General features: G+C 36.8%; 24 protein-coding genes and 1 pseudogene. 10 read left to right on the forward strand and 15 right to left on the reverse strand.

Features of this window, described 5'->3' with window-relative positions; translation table 11 throughout:
* Positions 1-121 precede the first annotated feature (121 nt).
* The 3 genes from BWD121_RS01410 to pssA all read left to right on the forward strand — a co-directional run bounded on the left by BWD121_RS01410 (position 122) and on the right by pssA (position 3,670).
* Positions 122-2,008, forward strand: a complete 1,887-nt coding sequence (locus BWD121_RS01410) for an ABC transporter ATP-binding protein/permease (RefSeq protein WP_078663076.1) — start codon at positions 122-124, stop codon at positions 2,006-2,008.
* A 115-nt stretch (positions 2,009-2,123) separates the two neighbouring features.
* Positions 2,124-2,822 (forward strand): phosphatidylserine decarboxylase, encoded by a 699-nt coding sequence (locus tag BWD121_RS01415; RefSeq protein WP_078663077.1) that lies wholly within the window; start codon positions 2,124-2,126, stop codon positions 2,820-2,822.
* A gap of 8 nt (positions 2,823-2,830) precedes the next feature.
* Positions 2,831-3,670: a CDP-diacylglycerol--serine O-phosphatidyltransferase gene (pssA, locus tag BWD121_RS01420; RefSeq protein WP_078663078.1), complete on the forward strand. Its 840-nt coding sequence runs from the start codon at positions 2,831-2,833 to the stop codon at positions 3,668-3,670.
* A gap of 65 nt (positions 3,671-3,735) precedes the next feature.
* Here the strand turns inward: pssA and BWD121_RS01425 are convergent.
* The 9 genes and pseudogenes from BWD121_RS01425 to rpsF all read right to left on the reverse strand — a co-directional run bounded on the left by BWD121_RS01425 (position 3,736) and on the right by rpsF (position 12,705).
* A pseudogene (locus tag BWD121_RS01425) lies at positions 3,736-4,484 on the reverse strand (SDR family NAD(P)-dependent oxidoreductase).
* Between the two features lie 2 nt (positions 4,485-4,486).
* Complete coding sequence (gene purF / locus BWD121_RS01430) at positions 4,487-5,977, reverse strand: amidophosphoribosyltransferase (protein ID WP_078663079.1); 1,491 nt, start codon at positions 5,975-5,977, stop codon at positions 4,487-4,489.
* A gap of 120 nt (positions 5,978-6,097) precedes the next feature.
* A complete protein-coding gene (locus BWD121_RS01435; protein WP_078663080.1) occupies positions 6,098-6,640 on the reverse strand; it encodes a CvpA family protein in 543 nt (180 codons plus the stop codon).
* Between the two features lie 154 nt (positions 6,641-6,794).
* Positions 6,795-8,171, reverse strand: coding sequence for a DNA repair protein RadA (radA, locus tag BWD121_RS01440; protein WP_078663081.1), 1,377 nt, complete (start codon positions 8,169-8,171; stop codon positions 6,795-6,797).
* Positions 8,172-8,176: 5 nt separating this feature from the next.
* Positions 8,177-9,676 carry a replicative DNA helicase gene (locus BWD121_RS01445; protein WP_078663082.1) on the reverse strand — a complete coding sequence of 500 codons (1,500 nt, stop codon included), beginning with the start codon at positions 9,674-9,676 and terminating at the stop codon, positions 8,177-8,179.
* A gap of 640 nt (positions 9,677-10,316) precedes the next feature.
* On the reverse strand, positions 10,317-10,889 hold the full coding sequence (gene rplI / locus BWD121_RS01450) for a 50S ribosomal protein L9 (RefSeq protein ID WP_078663083.1): 573 nt from the start codon (positions 10,887-10,889) through the stop codon (positions 10,317-10,319).
* Positions 10,890-10,914: 25 nt separating this feature from the next.
* Entirely contained in the window at positions 10,915-11,895 is a 981-nt protein-coding gene (locus BWD121_RS01455) for a hypothetical protein (protein ID WP_078663084.1), read from the reverse strand.
* Positions 11,896-12,049: 154 nt separating this feature from the next.
* Positions 12,050-12,298 (reverse strand): 30S ribosomal protein S18, encoded by a 249-nt coding sequence (gene rpsR, locus BWD121_RS01460; RefSeq protein WP_078663085.1) that lies wholly within the window; start codon positions 12,296-12,298, stop codon positions 12,050-12,052.
* Entirely contained in the window at positions 12,298-12,705 is a 408-nt protein-coding gene (gene rpsF / locus BWD121_RS01465; RefSeq protein WP_078663086.1) for a 30S ribosomal protein S6, read from the reverse strand. The genes rpsR and rpsF overlap by 1 nt, the downstream gene beginning before the upstream one ends.
* Positions 12,706-13,055: 350 nt before the next feature.
* Between rpsF and BWD121_RS01475 the strand changes: the two genes are divergently transcribed.
* The 7 genes from BWD121_RS01475 to gmk all read left to right on the forward strand — a co-directional run bounded on the left by BWD121_RS01475 (position 13,056) and on the right by gmk (position 19,256).
* Positions 13,056-13,643 carry an undecaprenyl-diphosphatase gene (locus BWD121_RS01475; RefSeq protein WP_078663087.1) on the forward strand — a complete coding sequence of 196 codons (588 nt, stop codon included), beginning with the start codon at positions 13,056-13,058 and terminating at the stop codon, positions 13,641-13,643.
* A gap of 74 nt (positions 13,644-13,717) precedes the next feature.
* Positions 13,718-14,662 carry an ACP S-malonyltransferase gene (fabD, locus tag BWD121_RS01480; protein ID WP_078663088.1) on the forward strand — a complete coding sequence of 315 codons (945 nt, stop codon included), beginning with the start codon at positions 13,718-13,720 and terminating at the stop codon, positions 14,660-14,662.
* 18 nt (positions 14,663-14,680) lie between these two features.
* Complete coding sequence (gene fabG, locus BWD121_RS01485; protein ID WP_078663089.1) at positions 14,681-15,418, forward strand: 3-oxoacyl-[acyl-carrier-protein] reductase; 738 nt, start codon at positions 14,681-14,683, stop codon at positions 15,416-15,418.
* Positions 15,419-15,678: 260 nt separating this feature from the next.
* Entirely contained in the window at positions 15,679-15,915 is a 237-nt protein-coding gene (locus BWD121_RS01490) for an acyl carrier protein (RefSeq protein WP_007477496.1), read from the forward strand.
* A gap of 114 nt (positions 15,916-16,029) precedes the next feature.
* Positions 16,030-17,292 (forward strand): beta-ketoacyl-ACP synthase II, encoded by a 1,263-nt coding sequence (fabF, locus tag BWD121_RS01495; protein WP_078663090.1) that lies wholly within the window; start codon positions 16,030-16,032, stop codon positions 17,290-17,292.
* A 107-nt stretch (positions 17,293-17,399) separates the two neighbouring features.
* On the forward strand, positions 17,400-18,509 hold the full coding sequence (gene mltG / locus BWD121_RS01500; protein ID WP_078663091.1) for an endolytic transglycosylase MltG: 1,110 nt from the start codon (positions 17,400-17,402) through the stop codon (positions 18,507-18,509).
* Positions 18,510-18,590: 81 nt separating this feature from the next.
* Complete coding sequence (gene gmk, locus BWD121_RS01505) at positions 18,591-19,256, forward strand: guanylate kinase (protein ID WP_078663092.1); 666 nt, start codon at positions 18,591-18,593, stop codon at positions 19,254-19,256.
* A gap of 45 nt (positions 19,257-19,301) precedes the next feature.
* Here gmk and rsmA read toward each other — a convergent pair whose 3' ends face one another.
* The 6 genes from rsmA to lptF all read right to left on the reverse strand — a co-directional run bounded on the left by rsmA (position 19,302) and on the right by lptF (position 26,874).
* The gene (gene rsmA, locus BWD121_RS01510) at positions 19,302-20,132 is read right to left on the reverse strand and encodes a 16S rRNA (adenine(1518)-N(6)/adenine(1519)-N(6))-dimethyltransferase RsmA (RefSeq protein WP_078663093.1); all 831 of its coding nucleotides are present in this window, start codon (positions 20,130-20,132) and stop codon (positions 19,302-19,304) included.
* Positions 20,123-21,136: a 4-hydroxythreonine-4-phosphate dehydrogenase PdxA gene (pdxA, locus tag BWD121_RS01515; protein WP_078663094.1), complete on the reverse strand. Its 1,014-nt coding sequence runs from the start codon at positions 21,134-21,136 to the stop codon at positions 20,123-20,125. Before pdxA ends, rsmA begins: the two co-directional genes overlap by 10 nt.
* Positions 21,117-22,127, reverse strand: coding sequence for a peptidylprolyl isomerase (locus BWD121_RS01520; RefSeq protein ID WP_078663095.1), 1,011 nt, complete (start codon positions 22,125-22,127; stop codon positions 21,117-21,119). The genes pdxA and BWD121_RS01520 overlap by 20 nt, the downstream gene beginning before the upstream one ends.
* Positions 22,128-22,219: 92 nt before the next feature.
* Positions 22,220-24,592: an LPS-assembly protein LptD gene (locus tag BWD121_RS01525; RefSeq protein WP_078663096.1), complete on the reverse strand. Its 2,373-nt coding sequence runs from the start codon at positions 24,590-24,592 to the stop codon at positions 22,220-22,222.
* Positions 24,593-25,687 carry an LPS export ABC transporter permease LptG gene (gene lptG / locus BWD121_RS01530; protein WP_078663097.1) on the reverse strand — a complete coding sequence of 365 codons (1,095 nt, stop codon included), beginning with the start codon at positions 25,685-25,687 and terminating at the stop codon, positions 24,593-24,595.
* Positions 25,684-26,874, reverse strand: coding sequence for an LPS export ABC transporter permease LptF (lptF, locus tag BWD121_RS01535; protein WP_078663098.1), 1,191 nt, complete (start codon positions 26,872-26,874; stop codon positions 25,684-25,686). The genes lptG and lptF overlap by 4 nt, the downstream gene beginning before the upstream one ends.
* Between the last annotated feature and the right edge of the window lie 83 nt (positions 26,875-26,957).

Below are 26,957 nucleotides of genomic sequence, written 5' to 3' on the forward strand. Positions count from 1 at the left end.
TTAAACTTCCATAAGTATATAGATTATTTAGAGGTGAAGGAAAGGTATGAATAATCTATGAAGAACAGTTTAGAACTTATTTTTTGCATGTTTATGAATAATAAAAGAAATTAAAGGCTTTATGAAACAGAATGAAAAAGTAAAAACCGTTTTAGTAGATTCAGGCCAAACTCTACGCACCCTTTATAATTTGTGGCCCTATATGTGGCCATCAGCCAGGTCTGATCTGAAGATGCGTGTGGTATGGGCAATATTTTATCTTATTTTGTCCAAACTTATTCTCATATCTGTGCCGTATTTTTTTAAATATGCTACAAATGCGCTTGATGTAGACTTTTTTCAGCTATTTGCAAAGCCTTCATCCATTTTGTTCGTGCCTATTATGCTGGTTTTGGCATATAATTTTGCACGTATAATTCAAGCTGGATTAAACCAGTTACGTGATTCTCTTTTTGCAACTGTTGGTCAATATGCTATTCGTCAACTAGCGTATAAGACTTTTGTTCATATTCACGGATTGTCTTTGCGCTTTCATTTAGAGCGGCGAACTGGTGGTCTTTCTCGTGTGATTGATCGTGGTACAAAGGGAATTGAGGCCCTTGTTCGATTTTCAATTCTTAATACGGTGCCAACCATTTTAGAATTTGTTTTAACAGCATTTGTACTTTTGATAAATTATGGGTGGGGTTATTTTCTTATCGTTGTTGTTATGGTTGGTTTGTATACTTGGTTTACAATCAAGGCGAGCGATTGGCGTATTAATATTCGGCAAGAAATGAATACGGCTGATACTGAAGCAAATACACGGGCAGTTGATTCTCTTTTGAATTTTGAAACAGTCAAATATTTTGGCAATGAAGCTCTAGAAGCAAGTCGATTTGATTCTTCTATGGCGGGATATGAAAAAGCTGCAACAAAAATCTGGACATCTTTAAGCTGGCTTAATTTTGGTCAGGCTCTTATTTTTGGTATTGGAATGACAATCCTGATGTTAATGTCAGCTTATGAAGTTTTGCATATGACACAAACTTTAGGAGATTTCGTTTTTATTAATGCGCTTTTAATACAGCTTTCCATTCCATTGAATTTTATTGGCTCAATTTATCGTGAAGTTCGGCAGAGTTTAAGTGATATTGAAGCTATGTTTGATCTTTTAGATGTTCAACAGGAAATTGTTGATAAGCGAGATGTTAAACCATTGGTGGTAAGCGATGGTACTATTCGGTTTAATCAGGTGAAATTTTCCTATGATTGCGATCGTTCAATTCTCAAAGATATTGATTTTGAAATTCCTGGAGGTAAAACAGTTGCGATTGTTGGGCCATCAGGCGCTGGTAAATCAACGATCTCTCGATTGCTTTTTCGATTTTATGATGTTGAATCAGGATCGATAACAATTGACGGGCAGGATATCCGTGATGTAACTCAAAAAAGTTTACGTGAAGCGATCGGTATGGTGCCGCAAGATACAGTTTTATTTAATGATACGATTGCGTATAATATTCGTTATGGGCGCCCTAGTGCAACAGATGAGGAAATGCACAAAGCTGCTGAAATGGCACAGATATTAAAATTTATTGAAATGCTTCCAGAAGGCTTTCAGTCTATGGTAGGTGAACGAGGTCTTAAATTATCTGGTGGTGAGAAACAACGCGTGGCAATTGCGCGGACACTTTTAAAAGCGCCTCCACTTCTTATTTTGGATGAAGCAACTGCAGCTCTTGATACAACAACAGAACAAGAAATTCAACGGGCATTGGATATTATAAGCCGTGGTCGTACAACATTGATTATTGCTCATCGCCTTTCTACTGTTATTAATGCTGATGAAATTTTGGTACTAAAAAATGGTCGTATTATTGAGAAGGGAAGTCACACCGACCTTTTGAACAAGAAAGGTTTATATGCTTCTATGTGGAATAAGCAGCTTGAGGCTTCACAGGCTGAAGAAAAATTACGTAAAATACGTGAAGAAGATGAATTAGGTGTTGTTAATCGTAAGAACTGATCTACATGGAAATCATATCTGGTTTTATATGAAGTAATCGATTAAATATACAAAAGAGAAGAGGGGAAAAACAGGAGTTTATTTATTGTTCAATCATTTGTGAATAGGAAGTTATATGCGTATTGTTCAATCTATCTGTAATAGTTTTGTCCCAATTCATAAAGAAGGCTATCCTTTTATTATAGCATTTTTTGTTGTTTCACTCGTTCTTGGTTGGATATGGAGCCCATTGTTTTGGTGTGGTCTTATTTTAACCATGTGGTGTATATATTTTTTCCGTGATCCAGAACGTGTAACGCCTATAAATTCAAATTGGATTATCTCTCCTGCTGATGGCCGTATTTCATGTATTGAATCATGTGTTCCCCCTGAAGAATTAGGGTTGGGGAGCGACGAAATGGTTTGTGTTTCTGTATTTATGGATATTTTCTCATGTCATATAAATCGCATTCCTGTGAGTGGTACAATAGAGTCTATTGTTTATCATCCAGGTAAGTTTGTGAATGCTGAGCTTGATAAAGCTAGTCAATTTAACGAACGTAATGGAGTGGTGATTAACAGTGAACATGGCAAGATTGGCGTTGTACAGATAGCAGGGTTGATTGCGCGTCGAATTGTTTGTTGGTCTCAAAAAGATGATGCCGTTATTACTGGGCAACGTTTTGGATTGATACGTTTTGGTTCTCGCCTTGATGTTTATATGCCTGCTGAAGTAAAATTACAGGTCACTGTTGGTCAGGTAGCAATTGCTGGAGAAACAGTTTTAGGTTCTTTTGGTGATGCTACTGCGATAACTGACTTTAGACGTGATTAGGATGAATCATGAAGTTTTTTTCGCTATTTTCTTCATTTGATCCTGAAGAGCAACGTGGCGATATTACGCATCGGTTACGTTCGCCTATGCCGATGCGGTTTGTTATTCCTAATATTATTACTATTTTAGCAATTTGCGCGGGAATAAGCGGTATCCGTTTAGCTTTTGAGCATCACTATGAGTCAGCTATTTTGATGGTGCTTTTGGCAGCAGTTTTAGATGGAGCTGATGGCCGTGTTGCCCGTTTGATGGATGGCAGTTCATCTTTTGGAGCACAGATGGATTCACTTGCTGATGTTATTAATTTTGGTGTTGCTCCTGCTCTTGTTGTTTATTCTTTTATTCTTGCTCAGGTTCATCAAGTAGGCTGGGTTGCAGCGCTTGTGTATTGTGTTGCTTGTTGTTTGCGGTTAGCTCGTTTTAATGTCACATTAGATAATGCTGATATACCAAGATGGCAGAGGAGTTATTTTGTTGGTGTTCCTGCACCAGCAGGGGCGTTATTGCTTTTATTACCTATTTATTTAGGGGCTCTTGGTTTGATACCCAATAGAGGTTGGGCTTTATTTTTTAGCTTGTATACTGTGGTTGTCGCTTTTCTTTTAGTAAGTCGCTTACCGGTATGGAATGCAAAAGAAATTGGTCAAAAATTAAGACGTGATATTGTTGTGCCGTGTATGCTGGTTATTGTTATTTATGTTGGTTTTCTTGCAACTTATACATGGTATACTTTATTGATAACGGCTGTTGGTTATATGATTTTTCTACCTTGTAGTGCTTTGGCGTATCATAAACGAGCTGCTTTAGAAGCAAAGAAGGTAAATATTCAACCTGACCAGGAGTCATAAGATTTTATCTAATTTTAAGAAGAAAAGTGAAATTATAGAAATTTAGTTCGATATATAAACTGTTATCAATGAGGTGTATGATAGTTTATGAACTGATTTTTACGAACGTCAAAAAGCTTACCTGTTTCTTTTAAATAAGGTGAAGATAAATGTACTATTTTTGCAGCAACTTCTTGGGGGGAAGGTAAGGTCTGAGGATTTTCATTAGGCATAGCTTGTGCTCGCATTGCAGTGCGTGTTGCACCTGGGTTAACGCAATTAACTTTGATTGGTGTTTCTTTAAGTTCTTCTGCCCAGCAACGAGCGATAATTTCTAAGGCAGCTTTAGAGGCTGCATAAGGCCCCCAGAAAGCGCGTACACAGTGAGCAACATTTGATGATAGAAAAATAGCACGTCCAGCATCCGATTTGCGTAATAAAGGTTCAACTGCTTTCATTAAACGCCATTGATTGATGAGATTTACTTGAAACACTTCTTCAAATATCGTATTTTCAATATGAGCTATTGGTGAAAGAGTTCCCAGAATTCCTGCATTTATAACCATAATATCAAGTTGTTTCCAGCGTTCAGAAATTGTAGTACTTAGAGTATCAATGGCTTGTGTATTATGTAAATCAAGTGGTACAAGCGTTGTGGAGGAACCTTTCTCCTGAATTTGGGTATCAAGCATGGTTAAATCACTAATTGTTCGTGCAAGGGCTATAATATGGGCCCCCGTGCTGCTAGTTCTAGTGCTAAATGATATCCAATTCCTCTGGAAGCACCTGTGACCAGTGCGACACGTCCAGAAAGGTTAAAATCAGATTTCCTCATTATTAGTTTCTTGTTTTCAGAACAGATAGTTTATGAACTTTTGGAATACTTTTTTGATCGGTAAGATGTGTGGGATAGTGGCCAGTAAAATAATGATCAGTAAATTGAGGGGAAGAATTATTTCGTTTTTCCCCTATAATAGCAAGATAAAGGCCATCAGTTGAAAGAAATTCTAATGAATCAGCTCCAATGAAATTACACATAGATTTTAAGTCTGGGTATTTATTAGCTAAAAGATCTTCAGTCTTAGGTGTATCGATTCCATAAAAATCAGGATAAAAAATCATTGGGCTGGAAATGCGCATATGAACTTCTTTTGCTCCTGCATCGCGGAGCATTCGTACGATTTTAGTGGATGTTGTTCCACGCACAATAGAATCATCCACTAAAATGACACGTTTTCCTTCAATAATGGAACGGTTGGCAGAATGTTTTAATTTCACACCAAAAGCACGAATTTGCTGAGTTGGTTCAATAAAAGTGCGACCAACATAATGGTTGCGAATAATGCCGAGTTCAAAGGGAATACCAATTTTTTGTGCATAACCAATTGCAGCAGGCGTTCCCCCGTCAGGAACGGGGACAACAACATCACCCTCACACGGTGCTTCTTGAGCCAATTGGATACCCATATTTTTACGAACTGCATAAACACTACGACCTCCAACGATTGAATCAGGTCGAGCAAAATAGACATATTCAAAAAGGCAAAGTTTTTCTGGTTTTTCTATTTCTGGTTTAATAGTTTTTGTAGTGATTTCACCATTGTCTTGTATTTCACATATGATGATTTCACCATTTTTGACGTCACGAACGTATTTTGCTCCAATGATATCAAGTGCACAGGTCTCTGAACAGAAGATTGGTTTACCATCAAGTTCACCTAGAACAAGTGGCCGAATACCTGTTGGGTCACGTGCGGCAATAAGCTTGGTACGTGTTAGCGCTAACATAGCATATCCACCTTCCACTTGGCGAATGGCATCAACAAAACGATCTGATGATGACTCATGACGCGAGCGAGCAATAAGGTGGAGAAAGACTTCGGAGTCTGAAGTTGATTGACATATAGCACCAGAGGCAATCAATTCATGACGTAGTGTAAGACCATTTGTTAAATTACCATTATGCGCAATAGCAATACCTCCGGCTTTTAATTCAGCAAATAGAGGTTGTACATTGCGTAATGCTATTTCTCCCGTTGTTGAATAACGAGTATGTCCAATCGCACGATCTCCAGGCAAACGGGCAAGTGTTGCAGGGTTTGTGTAGTGATCTCCAACAAGGCCTAGATGTTTTTCTTGATGAAACATCTTGTTGTGATAAGAAACAATACCAGCGGCTTCTTGTCCACGGTGTTGTAGTGCATGGAGTCCAAGAGCTGTTAATGTTGCTGCATCTTTGTGTCCAAGGATACCAAATACTCCACATTCTTCATGAAGGGTATCATCATCAAATGAAGGTTCCTGATAAGGAATATTAATTTTTGTCATCATATTACTTTCAGTAATGATGTTAAATGATTAATATTACACATACTACATATTATTTAAGACAAGTTCTCAAATAAAAACTATAATTCATTCTGTAGAGATATGTTTTGGTTAGTATTTTCAAAATCTTGCCGACAAGTCATCTTTGTTAAAGAGCTTCTCCAGTTTTTCGAGGGCATAATCGGGATCTTTAGGCAACAATTCCCAAATTTGTTGGCTTAATGAATCCAACATAGGCTTTGTTTTTGCCTCTTTTAGCCAATCAGATTGTTGTTCGGGTTTAATAAGTGCATTAATAAGTAAAATGCCAATAACTGTGATTAATAAACCGCGAAATGCTCCAAAGATAAAACCAATAGTGCGGTCAAGTTTGCCGATTCTACTATCAATGATAAAATCAGAAATTTTCATTGTAATGATAGAAATAATAATTAAAGCAATAATGAAAATCGTAACCAATGTAGCTATTAATGCGACGGTTTCATTAGAGAGGTATTGTTCAACAAAAGGCAATACAGGTTTAAATAAAAACAGTGTAATAACAGCTGAAATTACCCAAGAAAGTAATGATAAAATTTCGCGGGAAAAACCTCGGAGCATGGCTAGAAAAGAAGAAAACAGAATGATTGCAATGACAATGCCATCAAGAACTGTTACACTCATTTATTTGCTCCTTATATAGGTTATATAAAATTACGTTCTATTTTAATCAGTATAAAAGTGCGTAAGAACATTTCCTGTTATGCCAGTTTCTATTTTATAGCAAGGTTCTTTTGTATTTTATAGAAGTGATTCTATATTATTATTTGTATGACAGTCATTTTTTACTTGCAACAATAGTGGCAACAAATTCAGAAAGATCGGAAAATATTTTTTGTTGAAAGGCTGTTGATTTTATTATTTCGGTTGTTATTGCGGGCTGAACAGCACCTTGAAAGCCAAGTTTTTGAGCTTCTTTGACACGTTGTCCTGAATGAGTAACAGCGCGAATTGTTCCTGAAAGGCTAACTTCACCAAAATATACATAATGAGTTGGAAGAGGAATGTTTACAAGGGAGGATACCAAAGCTGCTGCAACGGTTAAATCAGCTGCTGGTTCTGATATTTTGTAACCACCTGCAACATTAAGGTAGACATCATGTTGTCCAAAACGAACACCACAGTGAGCTTCTAATACGGCGAGAATCATTGAAAGACGATTTCCATCCCATCCTAAAACAGCACGCCGTGGTGTACCAAGTGAAGAAGGTGCAACAAGAGCTTGAATTTCCACTAATATAGGGCGTGTTCCCTCCATTCCTGCAAAGACAGCAGCTCCTGGAGCTTTTTCATTACGTTCACCTAAAAATAGTTCGGATGGATTGGTAACTTCTTTTAGACCTTTGTCGGACATTTCAAAAACACCAATTTCATCTGTTGGTCCAAAGCGATTTTTCACAGTTCTAAGAATTCGATAACAATGACTATTCTCGCCTTCAAAATAGAGAACACCATCAACCATGTGTTCAACAACACGGGGACCAGCAATTTGCCCATCTTTTGTAACATGCCCAACAAGAACAACAGCTGCCCCTGTTTTTTTAGCAAAACGTATGATCGCTTGGGCGCTAATGCGTACTTGTGTTACGCTTCCGGGAGCTGAATCGGCTGCATCTGACCATAGAGTTTGAATTGAATCGATAATAACTAGATCAAGTTTTTTATGCGCATTTAAAGTTGTTAAAATATCTTCAACATTGGTTTCTGCAGCAAGTTTTACTGTTGTATCATCTGCACCAAGCCTTTGTGCACGTAAACGAATTTGTGCAACAGCTTCTTCACCAGAAACATAAATGACATTATATCCTTTTCGCGATAATGCGGCTGCCGTTTGTGTAAGCAATGTTGATTTGCCAATACCTGGATCACCACCAACAAGTAATGCTGATCCACGAACAAAACCACCACCGGTCACACGATCAAGTTCAGAAATACCAGAATGAATACGTGGAGCATCTTCAAGATCTCCAGAAAGAGAAGTCAATGTTATGATACGCCCTTGACGAATATTTTGCGTTGGGCCACTTCCAATGCCACTGTTCGTACCTTCTTCGACAAGGGAGTTCCATTCTCCACAAGAATCACATTTGCCAGCCCAGCGTGAGTAGACGGTATTACAATTTTGACAAATAAATTGAGTGCGATTGCGTGCCATAGTGGTTAATTACGTTGCTCTGGAAGATAATCACTTTCTGCCAGGTCACTAAAGCGTGTAAATTCTGACTGAAAAGCAAGGTGAGCTGTTCCTGTTGGTCCGTGTCGTTGTTTTGCTATAAGAATATCAGCTATTCCGAAAACTTTTTCCATTTCAGCTTGCCATTTTACATATTCAGGAGTTCCTTCTTTAGGCTCTTCATTTTTGAGATAATATTCTTCACGATACACAAAAAGAACAACATCCGCATCTTGCTCAATCGAGCCAGATTCGCGTAAATCTGATAATTGTGGGCGTTTATCAGTTCGGTTTTCAACTTGGCGTGAAAGTTGTGAAAGGGCGATAATAGGAACGTTAAGCTCTTTAGCTAAGGCTTTGAGCCCTGTAGTGATTTCTGTAATTTCTTGAACGCGATTTTCAGATGAACGTTTTGAATTGCTTGTCATTAACTGTATATAATCAATAATCAGCACGTCCAAACCGTGTTGTCTTTTCAGGCGACGTGCACGTGCAGACAATTGAGCAAGCGATATACCACCAGTTTGATCGATGTAAAGTGGAGCTTTTTGGAGGCGACGCGTTGCATTCACTATTTTTTCAAATTGTTCTTCTGAAATATTACCACGTCGAATTTCAGAGGAAGATATTTCTGTTTGTTCAGAAATAATACGCGTTGCAAGTTGTTCTGATGACATTTCAAGTGAAAAAAATCCAACGATACCTCCCTCATTTTCTTGTGGTGAATTATTCTTAGCATCATGATTATAAGCGTCGGCAATATTAAAGGCTATGTTGGTTGCAAGAGAGGTTTTACCCATACCAGGGCGCCCAGCTAGGATAATCAAATCAGAAGGCTGCAACCCTCCCATTTTTTCATCAAGTTTTTTCAGATGGGTGGCTATACCTGACAGGTGTGAAGACCGTTTTTTGGCAGCGGATGCCATATCAATAGCTTTTTGGATAGCGTCATTAAAACTTTCAAATCCACCACCATATTTTCCCGTTTCTGCCAATTGAAATAAATTACGTTCGACAATCTCAATTTGTTGGGTTGGCGTAAGTTCAACAGGAGCATCAAAAGCTGTATTTACAACTTGATTGCCAATATCAATCAAGGATCGTCGGATAAAAAGATCATAAATTACTCGACCATAATCTTCAGCATTAATGATGGTAACTGCTTCTTTGGCTAAGCGAATAACATAATTGAATACAGTGATATCGCCAATTTTCTCTTCAGCTGGAATAAAAGGTTTAATGGTAACAGGATTTGCGAGTTTTCCCTTTTTAATAATTTGTGATAAAATATCAAAAATTTTTTGATGCAATATTTCGAAAAAATGCTCTGGTTTTAAAAAATCTGAAACACGATCAAGTGCATCATTATTAATGAGAATAGCACCAAGAAGTGCTTGTTCAGCTTCAATATTATGTGGTAGTTGCCGGAAAGAAGAAGTCTCTTCTTTATGTAAAGGGTTGAAATTAAGAATACTTGTTTCTTCCATTAAGTTTTTTCCACTAAGATTTTAAGTTTAGTCATCTTAGACAACGGATTGAATGCTGTACATTAAAAGAGCAAAATTGCAAATTTCCATTTTCAATTAAAACCGTATTTTTAATTTTTAATGATACTTTTTTCAACAAATCAATTGTTTATAATATGGAACTTATATTTTTTGTATTTTATGGTTTATAATTGCAATTATTTCAGGCAAAATATCAGAAACTGTTTTTTATATAATATAATATGGGTCAAAACGATTGCAATTTGTATGCAAATTATTTGAATTTGAAAAAACGCATTTTTATCAGAGAAAAAGAATATTTTCAGAGATTATAAAAAGGTGTTACATAAAATACAAACGGACACTCTAAAGAAATTTTTCTTTCTCCCAGAATGTTTAAAAAGTATGGAGCTATGTTTTAAATATTTTTAGTGTAGTTTCAAAATTATTATCAATGATAATAAGCTTACTTTTCTCTATAATTTCCCTAATAAGAATAACTTCAGATAAAGTAGGGATACAATCGTTTTTCCCGCGGTATAGTTTTTTCTAGTTGGGATATAATATTATTAAAAAATATCAATCTGTTAAATAGTAAAGAAATAAGAACAAAAAGTCGACTAGATAAGTACAAGATCAATTAAGCTTTTTCGTTCACGCTCTTTTCATCATTGTCATCAATTTCTTCTGCTAATGGCTGTTCTTGAATACCATATATTGCTTCGATTGAGGTGAGATTTTCACCTTCTGCTTGACGTTGTGCTTCATTAGTCGAACGTGCAATATTAATTGTCACAGAAATTTGAACTTCAGGATGTAGGCTAATTGTGATGGTATGAAGACCGATTGTTTTAATTGGGTGATTAAGCTCAATCTGATTGCGCCCAACAGAAAAACCTTCTTCTGTTATAATTTCTGAAATATCACGTGTCGACACAGAACCATAAAGTTGACCTGTTTCACCAGCAGAACGGACAACAATAAACGATTGACCATCAAGTTTTTCAGCTACTTTTTGAGCTTCATTTTTGCGCTCAAGATTACAGGCTTCAAGCTGTACACGTTGTGTTTCAAAATATTTTTTATTAGCTTCATTAGCTCGTAAAGCTTTACCTTGAGGCAACAAAAAATTACGTGCATAGCCATTTTTAACTGAAACAATATCACCTATTTGACCAAGATGAGGAATGCGTTCAAGTAAAATAATATCCATAGTTTATTCCTTTCGAATAAATAAATTAATGAAGTTTGTTGTATGATTGGAAGTTGTATTGAATAGTTGCCCAAATGCCCATCAGTATGGTCATGAAAGCAATAGGTGGAGCAAAAACAACAGTCAAAGCAGCTATATAAACAAGCGATAATATAATTGTCCGTCCACTTACCTCTTTTGTAATATGATGGAGATACGCTAAGCCACTGATTAATATCACAATAGTATATGCAGTGGTAAAAACGCGTGCACCTAAATTAAGAATAGGACTGAGTTCAAGCATTGATACTATGCAAGCGACAATAAAAATAATGAGTCCAGAAAGTGGAAGACGAAAAGTTTGCCTCCAATCATCACGAGGTCTTGTCAACCACTTCATATGTCGTGCTGTTATCGTTGAAAAATAAAGATTGCCAATGAGAAAAATCAAACTGTAACCAGTAAGCGCAATAGCTGTTAAGGTGGCTGCATGTGTTGTTAAAAGTTCGCTAAAGGTAAGAATATCAGCTTCATTTATAGACTGCGATTGACGCATAATTTGCACTATATTTGCAGTAACTTCTTGTGCAACAATAGGAGTTATTGGATGCATTTGCACATAGATTCCAATAAGGGTTAATGTAAGAGCAATAAAATTGGTTGAAAGGAAAATAACTGATGATAATGGATACCATATTAGTTCATTTTCTTTTTGTGTTGATTGTGCAAGCCCAAAGAGCCAAGAGGTATACACGGCAGGAAGAAAAAACAGCAACATAAAGCCAAAACCAATATAAATATTGTTAGCTATGCTGAAGATAAAAGTGACACTTGTTAAAGCGATAAGGCTGGATAACGTTCCAAAACCGAAGGCTACAATAAAAATCGGAAGTGAAATAAAACAGCCAAGAAGAAGAGAAAAATAAGGTGCAATATTGGCAACATTAATAATTGCCATTCCTATAACAGCAGCAAACAGTCCCGCTAAAATACCAATCATTATTTTGTAAAAATGAAAATGTTCCATTTATCGCTGTCCTGCCTTTTGCAGTTAGGGGCAATGCCCCAACTTTAGGTATTTTATAGGTTTATATACTTGTATGTGAGTAGTTAATGTACTTCTAACATACCAATAAAAATAGTTTAAAAATATTCTGATTCTATTTTGTGTATGTAACAGCCTATTTAACAACATATGGAAGCAACCCGAGAAAACGGGCACGTTTGATAGCATTAGCTAATTCGCGCTGCTTTTTCTGGCTGACGGCTGTAATACGTGAAGGAACGATTTTACCACGTTCTGAAATATAACGCTGCAACAGCTTAATGTCTTTATAATCAATCTTTGGAGCATTTGCACCTGAGAACGGACATGTTTTACGACGACGATGAAAAGGACGACGTACAGGGGTTTGATTAGTTTCAATCATTATTCCATTCCTTCCGTGGTGTCTTCATGTTGGTGGCGTGTAGGACGAGAGCGATCTTCATCTTTGTTAAAGGAGTCTTCATGATTAGATCGTGAGAGCATAGGAGACTGTTCTTTTTCATGCTTTTCTACACGGATTGTCATATAACGCAAAACGTCTTCGTTAATGCGCATTTGGCGTTCAATTTCAGCAATTGCTGTAGCTGGAGCATCAATATTAAGCAATACGTAATGAGCTTTGCGATTTTTGCGGATACGGTAAGCAAGAGTGCAAAGACCCCAATTTTCAATACGCCCGATTGTTCCTCCGTGCGCTTCAATAACATTTTTATAAATTTTTAAAAGTTCATCAATTTGCTGTGGTGTGATACCCTGCCGAGCAAGAAACACGTGTTCATAAAGAGCCATTAATTTTGCCTTTCTTCAGTTCAACTTCACCAGTTTTGGCGCAAAGCCTCTGCGACTTGTCTTTTTAGGAAACCCAAAAAGAAGAAAGGACGCATTTATGATTCGAGACACCCGAGAGCGGAGATACGGGAGGTCGGAATTATTGTGTTTCCTACTGGTGTTTTCCAGCCCTCCGTTCAACCTCCAGCCAAATGCTGGTAATGTATAGCTGATGTTTACAGCTTATCTCAAAAAATAGCAAGTTGATGATTACAAAAAATGTGACTTAATTAAGTTTTGATATATTTTTATATATCTATTGCTTTAAATATATAAAATAACATCTCTGTGTGCTGTAGGAATAAATAAGAATGAATTTTTTAAATCAGATTGATGTAGCGCTTTTTGAAATACTTTCTGGCAATCATCAAATAGGGATGGTTTTTGTTTGGATTGGTATTATTTGTGCAAAGTTTTTAATTTATATTATTCCTATACATCTTTTTGTACTGTGGTTTTGCAGCGGATATATGGAACGGCGTGTAGCACTAAGTATTTGTGTTAGCATTTGTGCTGCTCTTTTTTTTAGTTATCTTATTTCTCTCATTTATTTTCGTCCACGTCCGTTTGTTGCAGGTTTAACACAATCACTAATTGAACATCGAGCAACAGCTTCTTTTCCTAGTCATCATGCTTTAGTTATTGCGTCCTACACTACTTGCCTTTATTTTTATCAGTACAAACTTGTCTCTAAGTTTGCATTAATATTGTTATTTTTGATCTGTTGGGGGCGTATTTTTACTGGCGTACATTATCCTTTTGATGTTTTAGGTGGTGCAGTTTTGGGAAGTCTAACAAGTTGGGGTGTTATTCGATTAATTGTACCATATTTTCCTGAGTTTCTATATCAAATTCCACCCTTAAAATATAATTTTAAGACAAATATCTGTTCTAAATAGGTTGCTTTGTTTTTATTTATGCTTATGTGTTGGGGCAATAAAAAATATTAATGCTCGTTTGAGGAGTTAAACTAATGGTAGCAGCGTTTACTTTTCCAGGCCAGGGAAGCCAAGTTGTTGGTATGGGCAAAGTGCTTGCAGAGCAATTTGTTGAAGCACGTATGGTCTTTGAGGAAGTTGATGATGCTTTAGGTGAAAAATTATCACATATTATGTTTGAGGGACCAGCAGATGTTCTTGCATTAACAGCAAATGCGCAACCAGCTTTGATGGCTATGTCGCTAGCAATTGTTCGTGTAATGGAAAAGTTGGGGTTAGACATAGAATCAAAAGTAAAATTTGTTGCAGGGCATTCTTTAGGGGAATATTCAGCGCTTTGTTCAGTTCGTACGTTAAGTTTGGCTGATACAGCCAGGCTTTTACGAATTCGTGGAAATGCTATGCAGAAAGCTGTCGCAGTTGGTGAAGGTTTAATGGCAGCACTTATCGGTTTGAATGAACAAGATGTTGAGGAAATTTGCAGCACTGTTTTAGGGAAAGGTGTATGTCAAATCGCTAATGATAATGGTGGTGGACAAATTGTTATTTCAGGTGAAGCAAAAGCAGTTGAAGTGGCAATGAAAGCTGCTTTAGAAAAAGGCGCTAAGCGTGCACTTCTTTTACCAGTTTCAGCACCGTTTCATTCAGCTTTAATGCAACCTGCTGCTGATGTAATGAAAGATGCGCTTTTAGCTGTTGACAAAGTAGCACCTATTGTTCCTGTTGTTGCAAATATTTCTGTTGCACCAGAGAGTGATCCAGAGCGTATTTTTATGCTACTTGTTGAACAAGTGACTGGGCGAGTGCGGTGGCGCGAAACGGTTGAGTGGTTTGGATCCAATGGAGTTGATACACTTTTTGAGGTTGGTTCTGGAAAGGTGTTAACGGGTTTAGCCAGACGTATTAATAAAGACATTAAAGGGTTAACAATTGGTACGGCTGAGGAAATTGAGAGTGCATTACAGGTACTAGGTGTTTAATTTTAGGAAGTTTGAAGAATGTTTAAATTAACAGGTCGTAGAGCTCTCGTAACGGGAGCATCAGGGGATATTGGTGAGGCAATTGCGCGTTTTTTTCATGCGCAAGGAGCAATTGTTGGGCTTCATGGAACACGTGAGGAAAAGCTCAAGGAAGTTGCTGCAGATCTTGGTCGGGATGTTTTTGTCTTTCCTACTAATTTTTTTGAGCGTGAAAGTATTAAACAATTGGCTGAAACAGTAGAAAAAGAGATGGGTGGTGTCGACATTCTTGTTAACAATGCTGGCATTACTCAAGATGGTCTTTTTGTGCGTATGCAAGACCAGCAGTGGGATGATGTGTTAGCTGTCAATTTGACAGCTACTTTTACTCTAACGCGTGAGTTAGTACATGCTATGATGCGGCGTCGCTATGGGCGTATTATTAATATAACATCTATTGTTGGTGTTGTTGGTAATCCTGGGCAAACAAATTATTGTGCTGCAAAAGCTGGTGTAATAGGCTTTTCTAAATCATTGGCACAGGAAATTGCATCACGAAATATAACTGTTAATTGCATTGCTCCAGGATTTATTAAATCTGCAATGACTGATAAACTTAATGAGAAACAGAAAGATGCAATTATGGCTGCTATTCCCATGAAGCGTATGGGGATAGGTGAAGATATAGCTTCTGCAGCTGTTTATTTGGCGAGTGATGAGGCAGCATATGTCACAGGTCAAACGATCCATGTTAATGGTGGTATGGCAATGATCTGAGTATTTACTTTATTCTACATTGATTTATAAGTTTTATTATTTTAGATAATAACAAGTGAAATAAAGCAATGCGTTTATTTCTTTGACGGGGTGGTTGCTCAATCTTATATCTACGATGCAAAATTAGTTCATTTTTAAGGGATATCCACAGAATGTTCTAAAAATCATCGTTAAAATTTGGAGTAATGCATCTATTGCTTGATTAGGTAAACCTATATCGCTAACCAAATAGGGAAACAATATAGAATTGTGAGGATAATATGAGTAATACAGAAGAGCGCGTTAAGAAGATTATCGTAGAGCATCTTGGAGTTGACGCAGATAAAGTTGTAGAGAATGCAAGCTTTATTGATGATCTAGGTGCAGATAGCCTTGATACGGTTGAGCTCGTTATGGCTTTTGAAGAAGAGTTCGGTGTAGAGATTCCAGATGATGCTGCCGAAACGATTTTCACAGTTGGTGATGCTGTAAAATTTATTGATAAAGCTTCTGTGTAATTTGATGTAAAGGGCAAGAGTGGTAGAATGCTTTTGCCTTTATTCTTTACTTAAAGCCATTTGAATTTGAACATATGGCTTTGAGGGGTGAAGGGTTAATTCAAGGTTAAAAATATGAGACGGGTTGTTGTTACTGGTTTGGGGTTAGTATCTCCATTAGCTGGTAATGTCGAATATAGCTGGAAGCGGCTTCTTGAAGGGAAAAGTGGTGTTCGACGTATTACTGAGTTTGATGTAGATGATTTACCGTGTCAAATTGCTGCACGTATTCCCTTGGGGGATGGAACAAACGGTACATATAATGCTGATTTGCATATGGAGCCTAGAGAACAGCGCAAAGTGGATGCATTTATTACTTATGCAGTAGCTGCTGCTGATCAAGCGCTTGCAGATGCTGAGTGGTATCCCAAAAATGATGAAGACCAAATTCGTACGGGTGTGATGATTGGTTCTGGTGTTGGTGGTATTGAAGGCATTGTTGAAGCTGGTTATACACTTCGTGATAAAGGGCCAAGGAGGGTTTCTCCTTTTTTTATTCCAGGGCGTTTGATTAATCTTGCATCTGGTTATGTTTCTATTAAATATGGTTTACGTGGTCCTAATCATTCCGTTGTAACAGCTTGTTCAACGGGCGCGCATGCGATTGGTGATGCGGCTCGTTTGATTGCGCTAGGTGATGCGGACGTAATGGCAGCAGGTGGTGCTGAATCCCCAATTAATCGGATATCTCTTGCTGGTTTTGCTGCTTGTAAAGCTCTTTCTACTGGTCGTAATAATGATCCTGAACGTGCATCACGCCCTTATGATGCAGATCGTGATGGTTTTGTTATGGGAGAGGGGGCTGCGGTTGTCGTTTTAGAAGAGCTTGAGCATGCAAAAAAGCGAGGTGCTCGCATTTATGCTGAGGTTATTGGTTACGGTTTGTCTGGCGATGCTTATCATATCACAGCTCCTTCCGAAAGTGGCGAAGGTGCTCAGCGTAGTATGGTAGCTGCTCTTAAGCGTGCACAAGTGGATGTATGCGATATTGATTATATTAATGCTCACGGTACATCAACAATGGCTGATGTTATAGAGCTGGCAGCTGTTGAACGTGTTTTGGGCAACCACGCATCGCAGGTATCAATGTCATCGACAAAATCATCTATTGGGCATTTGCTTGGTGCGGCTGGTGCTGCTGAGGCTATTTTTTGTATTTTAGCAATACGAGATAATATAGCACCAGCTACCCTCAATCTTGATAACCCGTCGATTGAAACACAAATTGATCTTGTGCCACATAAACCACGCGAACGAAAAATTGATACAATTCTTTCTAATTCATTTGGTTTTGGGGGAACAAATGCATCTTTGGTGATGCGACGCTTTGGAGAATAGTAAACATTTTTATTTATTATTATCGCTTCTTGAGCTTTTTTCTTTATAATAAGTTTAGGGTGAGAAATGATAGAATAATATTTAAAAGTTACAAAAATTGATAAATCATGTCCGATGCGAAAAATGAAATACCGCCACAGGACGTAAATGATTCTTTATTGAATCATTTGCTAAATAATAATGGTGTATTACCGTATAAAAAGCGGAAGAGGTCGTCTATTTCTCGTAATCCATTTGTTATTCTCGGTAATTTTTTTTTAATGTTGATAGTAGTAATTATTTTGGCTGTCAGCATTCCTCTTTATATTGGAAAAAGTATATTTGAAGGAAAAGGAACGGCTGAGCAAGAAGAAATTATTTTGATCCGTCCTGGAACAGGTATACGTGAAATTGCGTCATTTCTTGAACAACGTGGTCTCATTCGATCGTCTGATGTCTTTGTTTATGGGGTTGGTTATCATCAGAGTACGACACGTCTTAAAGCAGGTGAATATTTAATTCCAGTTCATGCTTCGATGAAAGATATCATGGATATTCTTGTGAAGGGAAAGTCTATTGAGCATACATTTACAGTACCAGAAGGTTTAACGGTTCAACAGGTTTTTGACCGATTAGCTGCTAATGAAGTTTTAGTTGGTGATCTTCCTGAGGTTTTGCCTCCGGAAGGGAGTTTGATGACTGATACTGTGCATTTCATTCGTGGTACAACACGTGCAGAGATTATAAAGAGATTGCGTGAAGAACAAACAAAATTAATTAATGCGATATGGGAATCTCGTTCACCCAATTTACCAATCAAGACTATTGACGAATTTGTTATATTGGCATCAATTGTTGAAAAGGAAACGGGAATTGCTTCAGAGAGACCTCAAATTGCTGCAGTATTTTATAACCGTCTTTCTAAAGGTATGCGCCTTCAATCTGATCCAACAGTAGTCTATGGTATTTTTGGTGGAAAAGGTAAACCTTTAGGTCGCCCGATTTATCGCTCGGATCTTGAGAAGGAAACTCCATATAATACCTATAAAATTAATGGATTACCGCCAACAGCTATTGCAAATCCAAGTCGTGATTCTTTAAAAGCAGTAGCGCATGCACCAAAAAGTGATGCGCTCTATTTTGTAGCTGATGGTTCGGGTGGGCATATTTTTTCTAAAACTTTAGATGAACATAATATAAATGTTCGTAAATGGCGTGCATTAGAGAAAGTACGTTAGATCTTTTTAGATCTGAAAATTCATGACTGAAATTTTAACGTACAGTTTTAGAAAAAAACTTTAAGAAAAAAGAGTGACATGATGGCATTACTAGATAGTAAATTAAGTGCTCAAATAACAAATAAACGTCGTGGTTTTCTATTTATTCTCTCTTCACCTTCAGGCGCTGGTAAGTCAACCCTTTCTCGGTTAATGCTGAAAGATAAACAATTAGAATTATCTATAAGTGTAACAACACGACAAAGACGTCCCAGTGAAGTAGATGGTCTCCATTATCACTTTATTTCAAAGGAAGAATTTGAACATAAGCGTGATAAAGATGAGTTTATAGAATGGGCTGAAGTTCACGGAAATTATTATGGAACTTTACGTAAAAATGTTGAAAATGCACTGATAAATGGCCAAGATATGTTGTTTGATATTGATTATCAAGGGACCGAACAGCTTCAACAAAAAATGCCAGGGGATACTGTATCTGTTTTTATCCTCCCTCCATCGATGAAAGAACTAGTTTCCCGTTTACATCGTCGAGCAGAAGATAGTCAGAGTATCATTGATCTGCGGTTGCATAATGCACAAACAGAGATACAACAATGGCGTTCTTACGATTATGTTGTGATTAACGAAGATTTAAATCAGTCCTTATTGCTTATTAAATCAATTTATCTAGGAGAAACAGTGAAACGTGAGCGTTGCAGCTTTCTTGAATCTTTCGTTAATACACTTATTACTGAAAGGATTGATTGAGGCACTTATTATTTAGAAAGTTTTTATGAGCAAAAGTTTAAACTTTTAAATGACCAAATTTGCTAAAGATACAAATTCAGCAATAGAGAGTGTTTCAGCTCGACGTGTTCCGTCAATTCCAGATTTTTCTAAAAGCGTTTCGCCTCCAATAGTTTTAAGACTTTGACGAAGCATTTTTCGCTTTTGTCCAAAGGCAGCTTTTGTCACAAGGCTTAATTTTTGTGTTGAACAGGAGAGAGGTTGTGGACGTGGAATGATATGAACAACGGAAGAAGTAACTTTAGGTATTGGTGTGAAGGCTTGTGGAGGAACATCAAAAGCAATTTTTGCAATGGCACGCCAGCCAATTAATACACTAAGGCGGCCATAGTGAGGGGAATGAGGAGTAGCAGTAATACGTTTGGCTACTTCACGTTGGAACATCAGTGTCATTGATTTATAAAAAGGAGGCCATGGTTCAGTTAAAATCCAGTTTAATAGGAGCTGTGTTCCAATATTATATGGAAGATTTGCGATGATATGTGGTTTCTCTGGACATGTTTCAAAAATTTCTGAAAAATTTTGCTTTAGTGCATCATTACAAATAATCTTTAATTTTTGCGGATAGTGCTTTTCTATATCTAATAATGCTTGTAGACAGCGTTCATCACGTTCTATTGCTGTTACAATAGCACCTTTTGCGAGCAGGGCACGTGTTAAACCTCCAGGGCCTGGGCCAACCTCAATAACAGATTTTCCCGCTATATTTCCTGCTTGTTGGGCGATTTTAGATGTTAAATTAAGATCAAAAAGAAAATTTTGACCAAGAGATTTATTAGCTTGCAGTCCGTATGTATTAATTACTTCACGCAGAGGGGGGAGGTTATCTATTGGCATGTTGTAAAATTATTTTTAGCAAGTTGATTTGCAAGTATAAGAGCAGCAATAAAACTTTCAGGAGAGGCTATTCCCTTGTTGGCAATATCAAAAGCAGTTCCATGATCTGGAGATGTTCGGATAAAAGGTAATCCTAAAGTGATATTAACGGTGGTATCAAAGTCTAAAGTTTTAACGGGAATAAGGGCTTGATCGTGATACATACAAAGAGCAACATCATACATTTGTCTTGCACGTTGGTGGAACATTGTATCGGAAGGTAGAGGACCTATGATGTTAAGTCCTTTTTTCTTAAGATATTCAACAGCAGGAGAGATAATTTCAATATCTTCTTTTCCCATTGTACCATCTTCTCCGGCATGCGGATTAAGACCGGCTACAGCTAAACGGGGTGCAGTGATCGCAAATCGCTTTTTTAAATCATTTTCAACGATTAATGCAGTTTGAATGATTAAGTTACACGTGAGGTGTGAGGGAATTTCATTGAGTGGAATATGGATAGTAATAGGTACTGTTTTTAATTGCGGTCCAGATAACATCATAACCGGGTGATAATGTTTATTTGAAGCTTTATGGGCAAGATAAGCAAGAAATTCAGTATGGCCTGGAAATTTAAATTTAGCATCGTAAAGGCTTTTTTTTGCAATAGGGCACGTGATTAGTGCGCATGCATAACCATCTTGAATCAATTGAACACCGCGTGTGATAGCTTCAATTATTCCAGCGATATTGTTTGATGAGGGCATTCCTAATTGGTCATTTTGCCGATTTTTTAATGGCATTACAGGAAGGGCCGTTTGGAAATTTTTGACAAGATTATCTACAAAAACAGTTTCTATATCAACGTTGAGTTGTAAGAAAGAAGCACGTGAACGAATAACTTCAGGATCAGCCAAAAGAACAAACGGTGGAATATGTCGTATATTACGCATACTCCACGCTTTTAAAACTATTTCAGGGCCAATACCTGCTGGATCACCGCTACTAACGACTAGTGGAGCCATGATGATTTTGAATATGCGCTCTTTGTCGCAATTCTTTCAAATATTTCTCACTTAAAGCTTCAAGTTTTTGAGGAGTCCTTTTTTGACTGTCTTGAATAGAAAACATAAGTTGGGCAACACGATCGTCAGAAACTTTTTTTATTTGGCAGACAGCAAGTGCTTCAATACCATATGGAGTTTCGTGTGGTTGGGTCATTTTTCCAGCAGGTGTTGCACGGATAGCTTGTTCCCAATCTGTAGGGAGTTGAGGTTCCAAAAATTTACCTAAATTACGAACAGTAACATCTAAAATGCCTCGTGTTTGTTTTTTAGTGTTATCGCATCCTCGGAAATGTGCACGGAAATTATTTATTTCTTGTGTACGTTTTGTGAGAAGTTCTGCACGACGGTGGGCAGGAATAACAAAAATAATTTGCTGTAGTGTATATTCATTTGTTGAAGGTTTTATACCACCATTTTTTAATATTCTATGTGCGGCTTCTTGTTCACTAAGGTACCCATCTTCAGATTGATAACGCGCATTAACAAGACGCCCCCATCCCATTTGTCCACTAATATATGCTTTAAAGTGCTCTTCTGTAACCTCAGTTTGATTCAACATTTCACGAAGCTGATCAACGGTCATATTATTTTGTTCTGCAAAATTTGCAAAAGCGCTATTAATCTCATTATCACTAACATCAATATTAAGACGTTGTATTTCAATTTTTTTAAGCATCTCATCAATGAGTTCATTTCTGGCTTGTGCAGAAAGATCGCCTTGTTTTTGTTGTAATTTGAGAAAAGCGATGCGTCTTTGAATATCGTAATTTGTAATAGGATTACCATTGACTGTGATAGCAACTGTTGTTTGCGCAAATACTGATGATATAAAAAATGCGCCCATAAAGCTACTTACACCCAAAACAGCGATGCAAAAGGCCAAAATAGAAGTGTAAAATAAAACAAAAGAACTATTTTTAGATCTGTTCATATAAGTAAAATTTCGCATTGTTTATCAATTTTCATTGGCAAATAAAATATATGTTTTCCTACATAAAAACAATGATAAGTTAAAGCATTTCTACATTATTGCTACATTCATTATAAATCTAATTTTATCTTTTGCCCAATATCTGTGATTGTACGTAATGAAAGAGAGAAATTAAAGTTCTGCAAAGGTGCATTTTTTCCTGGATTAACTATTTGTTTATAGCCGATTTTTATTTCAAAACATTCATCTTTATAATTTAAATTTATTTCCCGTTTTACAAATGTACTAGATACTAAGTCATAACTAACATTATTATATATAGACCAATATTTAGAAAATTTAATACCAGTTTGAAAAGAAATTTCTTGGCGATCCTGTATATATTCATAATTGGGTTGGCTTTGGATATAAGCATATTGTAAGGATGCTCTAAAATTTTCCCATTTTTGAGATGCTTCTACTTCACCACGGCGGATTTGACCTGTTTTTTTATCAAAACGTCCACGAGATTCTAAAGCAAAACCACTATCATGGTTTGCATTAAACATTGCAACATAATCTGAACGCGATGTTTCAAGACCAGAATTAGCACTTACATTGACAAAGTTTTTTTCTGCAAAAGAATTTTTTCCTGCGAGATGAAAAGATTGTCCAACAAGACCATAAAGTGACCAATCATTGTTGAAGCTTCCGGAATATCTTAGGCCTATATTTGCTCTTGTTCCACCTTCAACACGGTCATAACCAGAGAATTTGTCGCGTTGAAATAGAGTAGTTGCATCAAATACCAAGCTTTGGGTATCTTCATTTGGTAACAGTCCGGCATATTGTTCATTATTGCGTATAAAGAGTTGTGCTGTTGGCTCTAAAACATGTGTAGAAATGCCAGAAGTTACAAGGAGGGGGTAACGTAACTCTAAACCTGCTGTTGCCATGCCTCGAATAGTTGGTGAGGCAATGTTAAATTTTGTCGACGAGTCATTTGTGAGATGGTCAGGATAATTTTCCCGGATATTTGTCATTGTATCAGTACGTAATGCGAGAATAGGGGTTATTAGTAATCCGTTTTGTGTATTAAAACGCTTTTTCCATTCTATTTCACCTGTTAACCGAAAACTATTTCCAGGTATATCAGAAGGCCGAGAGATATAAGGAGGATGTTCTTGCCAATCGGTATAGTTGAAGTCAGAGTGATTACGATAAATTGATTGCATATTGCCATGAAAAGTAAGTTCCCCAGTGTAAACTTCTTTGTCTGGTGTGAAAAAATAATCGATACGGGGTAAAACCCATGCTTGCTGAGAATGACGTTTGTTAATGGTATTTGTAGGTATCAAATCTTGGACTGTGAAATGGTAAAAACGCGTATCAAAGTAATTTTTTCCTCCAAGGCCGTTCAAATAAAGCTGAGAAAGTTGTACAGGATTACTATAGTTTTCAAGTTTATATGTACGGCTAAAATGCCTATCTGATTGGGCAAAAATATCCCAACCATAAGTCCAGCGTGAATTAATACGGAAATCGCCTTTTGTTGCCACCATATAACGGTTATTTTTTTGCGTATCAATTGTGTCATTATCGAACTTATGAGGATTAATTTGATATATATGAGCAAAACGGATGTTATAATTTCCTGTTTTTAAACGCTGACGCCATTCTCCTTCAGTTAAAAGTCCTTGTTTTGTGTAGAAAGTAGGGGAAAGTGTAAAGTCATAATGAGGTGAGAGATTCCAGAAATAAGAATTCTTAATACCAATACCAAGATGATCAGTATAAGAAAGGTGAGGAGTAAGTAACCCGCTAACGCGTTTTACATTTGGATCAGGCAGTTCAAAAATAGGAAACCGGGCGATTGGCACACCAAAAACTTCAAAATGACCGTCTTCAAATTGAATTGTTTTAGTGGTGTTATTCCATATGATCTTTTTTGCTTTAATTTGCCAAAAAACTTCATTGTCTGATTTGTGATAATGAGGTTCACATGCTGTATAGACAGCATTATTGAAGATTGTAAGCTGACTTCCTCTGCGTTCAGCATTTTCAGCTACAAAATGTGTGTTGTTAATAGCTTCAACGCGTAAAAAATTTACAAATCCTTCACCAAGGTCTTGAGTCATGTCAATATAATCAGAATAGACTTTATTACCATCCTTTTGAACAATTTCAACATTTCCTTGTGCTATAATACGTCCTGTTTTTTGATTGTAAGTGACTTTCTGGGCAATAACTTTATTGTTATCATATTCAATTTGAACATTTCCTTCAGCAGAGACAGTATCTGCGTCATGGTTGTAAGTGAGTTTGTCAGCAGAGAGTAAAAGGGGGGATGCTAGAGATTGAATGTGGTTTTGAGGAGAAAGATTAGAATTTTGTGCTATTGCAGAATAAGATAAGGTTATGCCTAAAACAAAACTAATAGCACTTTTAAAAACCAATATGTTCAGTTTTGTCAAAATTATCCTCTTACTTGTAAGCAATTTCACCTAGCCGTCCTCTTCTTTATGAAGTAAAAAGGAAACTCCAAAAAACAACGCAATAACAACTGGTGTCCAAGCAGCAATAATTGGAGGAATGTATCCAGCATTACCAAAAGCTTGAACAAGTACGGAAATGACATAAAGCATGAATCCAGCGATTACACCACCAAGAATTAATGCTTTAGATTGTCCGAGGCGTGTAAATTTTAGCGATACTGTCGCAGCAATAAGAGTCATTGCTACAAGTAATGCTGGTAATGCAATCAATGATTGCAAATACATATCGAACTTATTTGCAGAATAACCAAATGATCGCGCAGCTGAAATTTTTTTTGGTAATTTGTAAAATGGAATAGTTGCAGGATCGGCTAAATATTCAATTAAAAACTCAGGTTTTAGATTTGTTTTTATCCGAAATTCAGTAAATTTTTCAGGAACATAACCTGTTTTATAAATTGTTCCATTCGTTAACAGCCAAGCGTCATTTGTTAATGTTGCTTGTTTTGCGTGGATCCAGTTCTTAACTGTTGTGTTATCATTATATTGCACAAAGGTTGCATCAATAAGAGAGAGACCTTGCTGTGTGATTGATCTGGCCCCAATAGTTGTTATTCCTAGATTTGTATGTTGCGTTAACCATGGGATACGATTCTTGTTGATAGATGTTTGAACATTATTACTACGCCATTCAGCAATCATTTTTTCTGCTTGAGAAGATCCCCATGCGGCAAGTGGATTTATAAAAAGAATCGAAAACAATCCAAAAAGAAAAGCTCCAAGACAAGCGGGTATAAGAAACTGCCACGCAGAAACACCAATTGAACGAGCAACAACAAGCTCAAATGTTTTGTTAAGTGATATTAGCGTGGTCATTGCAGAAAATAGTGCAATAAAAGGAAAGAGTTGCTGCATAATAAAAGGGACACGCAACGCTGAAATGAGAAGTGCACCTTTTGCTGTATAATGGGGAAGAGAAGCTAATCGACCAGAATTTTCCGTAAAGTCAATTAAAAGGGCAAGTATAAAAATACTCAATACAAAATAACAGGTTGTTTTGATATAACGTACAAAAAAATATCGTCCAAGCGTCCATCCAATCATGATGTTTTGTCCGAAGAATAGTGAGATTTTCGATATTTAGATTTGTTCGTCATTTTCTGAAGAAGTGCTTGAATAGTATCGTTAAATCTTGCGGGTATACTAATTTTACGGTTTGTCAGTAGCATAAAAAAAATTAATACGCTTACTCCTATTGGAGTAATATAGAGTAGAGGAACGTAAGTGAGATCATTCTTTGTTTTTTCAGCAAAAAAATATTCTATCCAATAAATCAGTAAGGAAGAAGTAATTGTAAAAACAATTGCTGATGTGCGTGCTTGTCGATGTGAACGCGCATCTCCTGCTGCAGCTACTGCAATTAAAGCAAAAACAATTGGGTAGAGCCACTCTGTGAGTCGACGGTGAAATTCAGCTTTGTATTGAAGCGGGTTACGCTGATAATAGGGATCATATGAATCAGGATGCAATAAGTAAGAAAGAGGCCTGTCTTTAGGGTAAATAGTTGGTACTCCATTATTGGGGATGAATTCGCTTAAGCTAAAAGTATAGGAGTTAAATTTAACAATCGAAACACTATCATTTTGATAATTCACTCTTTCAATTTCACCGTCATTGAGGACTAAAAAATTTCCATTTTTATTACTAACAATTGCGCCTTTTTTTGCATAATAGAGAAGATCAATTTTAGAATCGCGCTGATCGGCAATGAAAAGACGTCCAATGGTTCCATCTGGGTACCGTTCACCAATTTCTATATAAAGATTGTTTGTTAGTGCTTGAAAGCTGCCTTCGCGAATAAAAAGATTAATGAAGTCCGAATGAGTGCTTGCCAGCATTTGTCGCATATTAAGGCGTGCTTGAGGAGCAACAAAATTAGCGATTGAAAAAGATATACATGCAGTAAAAATAGCTAAAAGAAGAATTGGTTTTAAAACAGTGTTTTTGGAAAAGCCAGAGGCGCTGATAATAGCTAACTCTGAATCTTGATTCATTGTTGAAAGGATAGTTGTAATTGCAATCACTAGTGCAAATGGGATGATAAGGGAAATAACAGGAGGAACTAATAAGGATGAAAAGTATAAAACTGTTAGGAATGTTTGACCACTTGTTGTAAGAAAATCAATTCGTGCAAGGACTTGCACTGTCAAACTAATACCAATTGCTGCGGCCATCACAGCGCTAAATAGAATAAAAACACGTTTTAGGATGTATAACTCAATAATGCGCATAAATTGGGTAACATCCTTAGTTTTAATTTAAAGAAGATACTATATAATGTGCCAAATGAAGACATAGTGGTCAAAATTAAAAG

The organism is Bartonella sp. WD12.1, from assembly GCF_002022415.1.
GTDB lineage: Bacteria > Pseudomonadota > Alphaproteobacteria > Rhizobiales > Rhizobiaceae > Bartonella.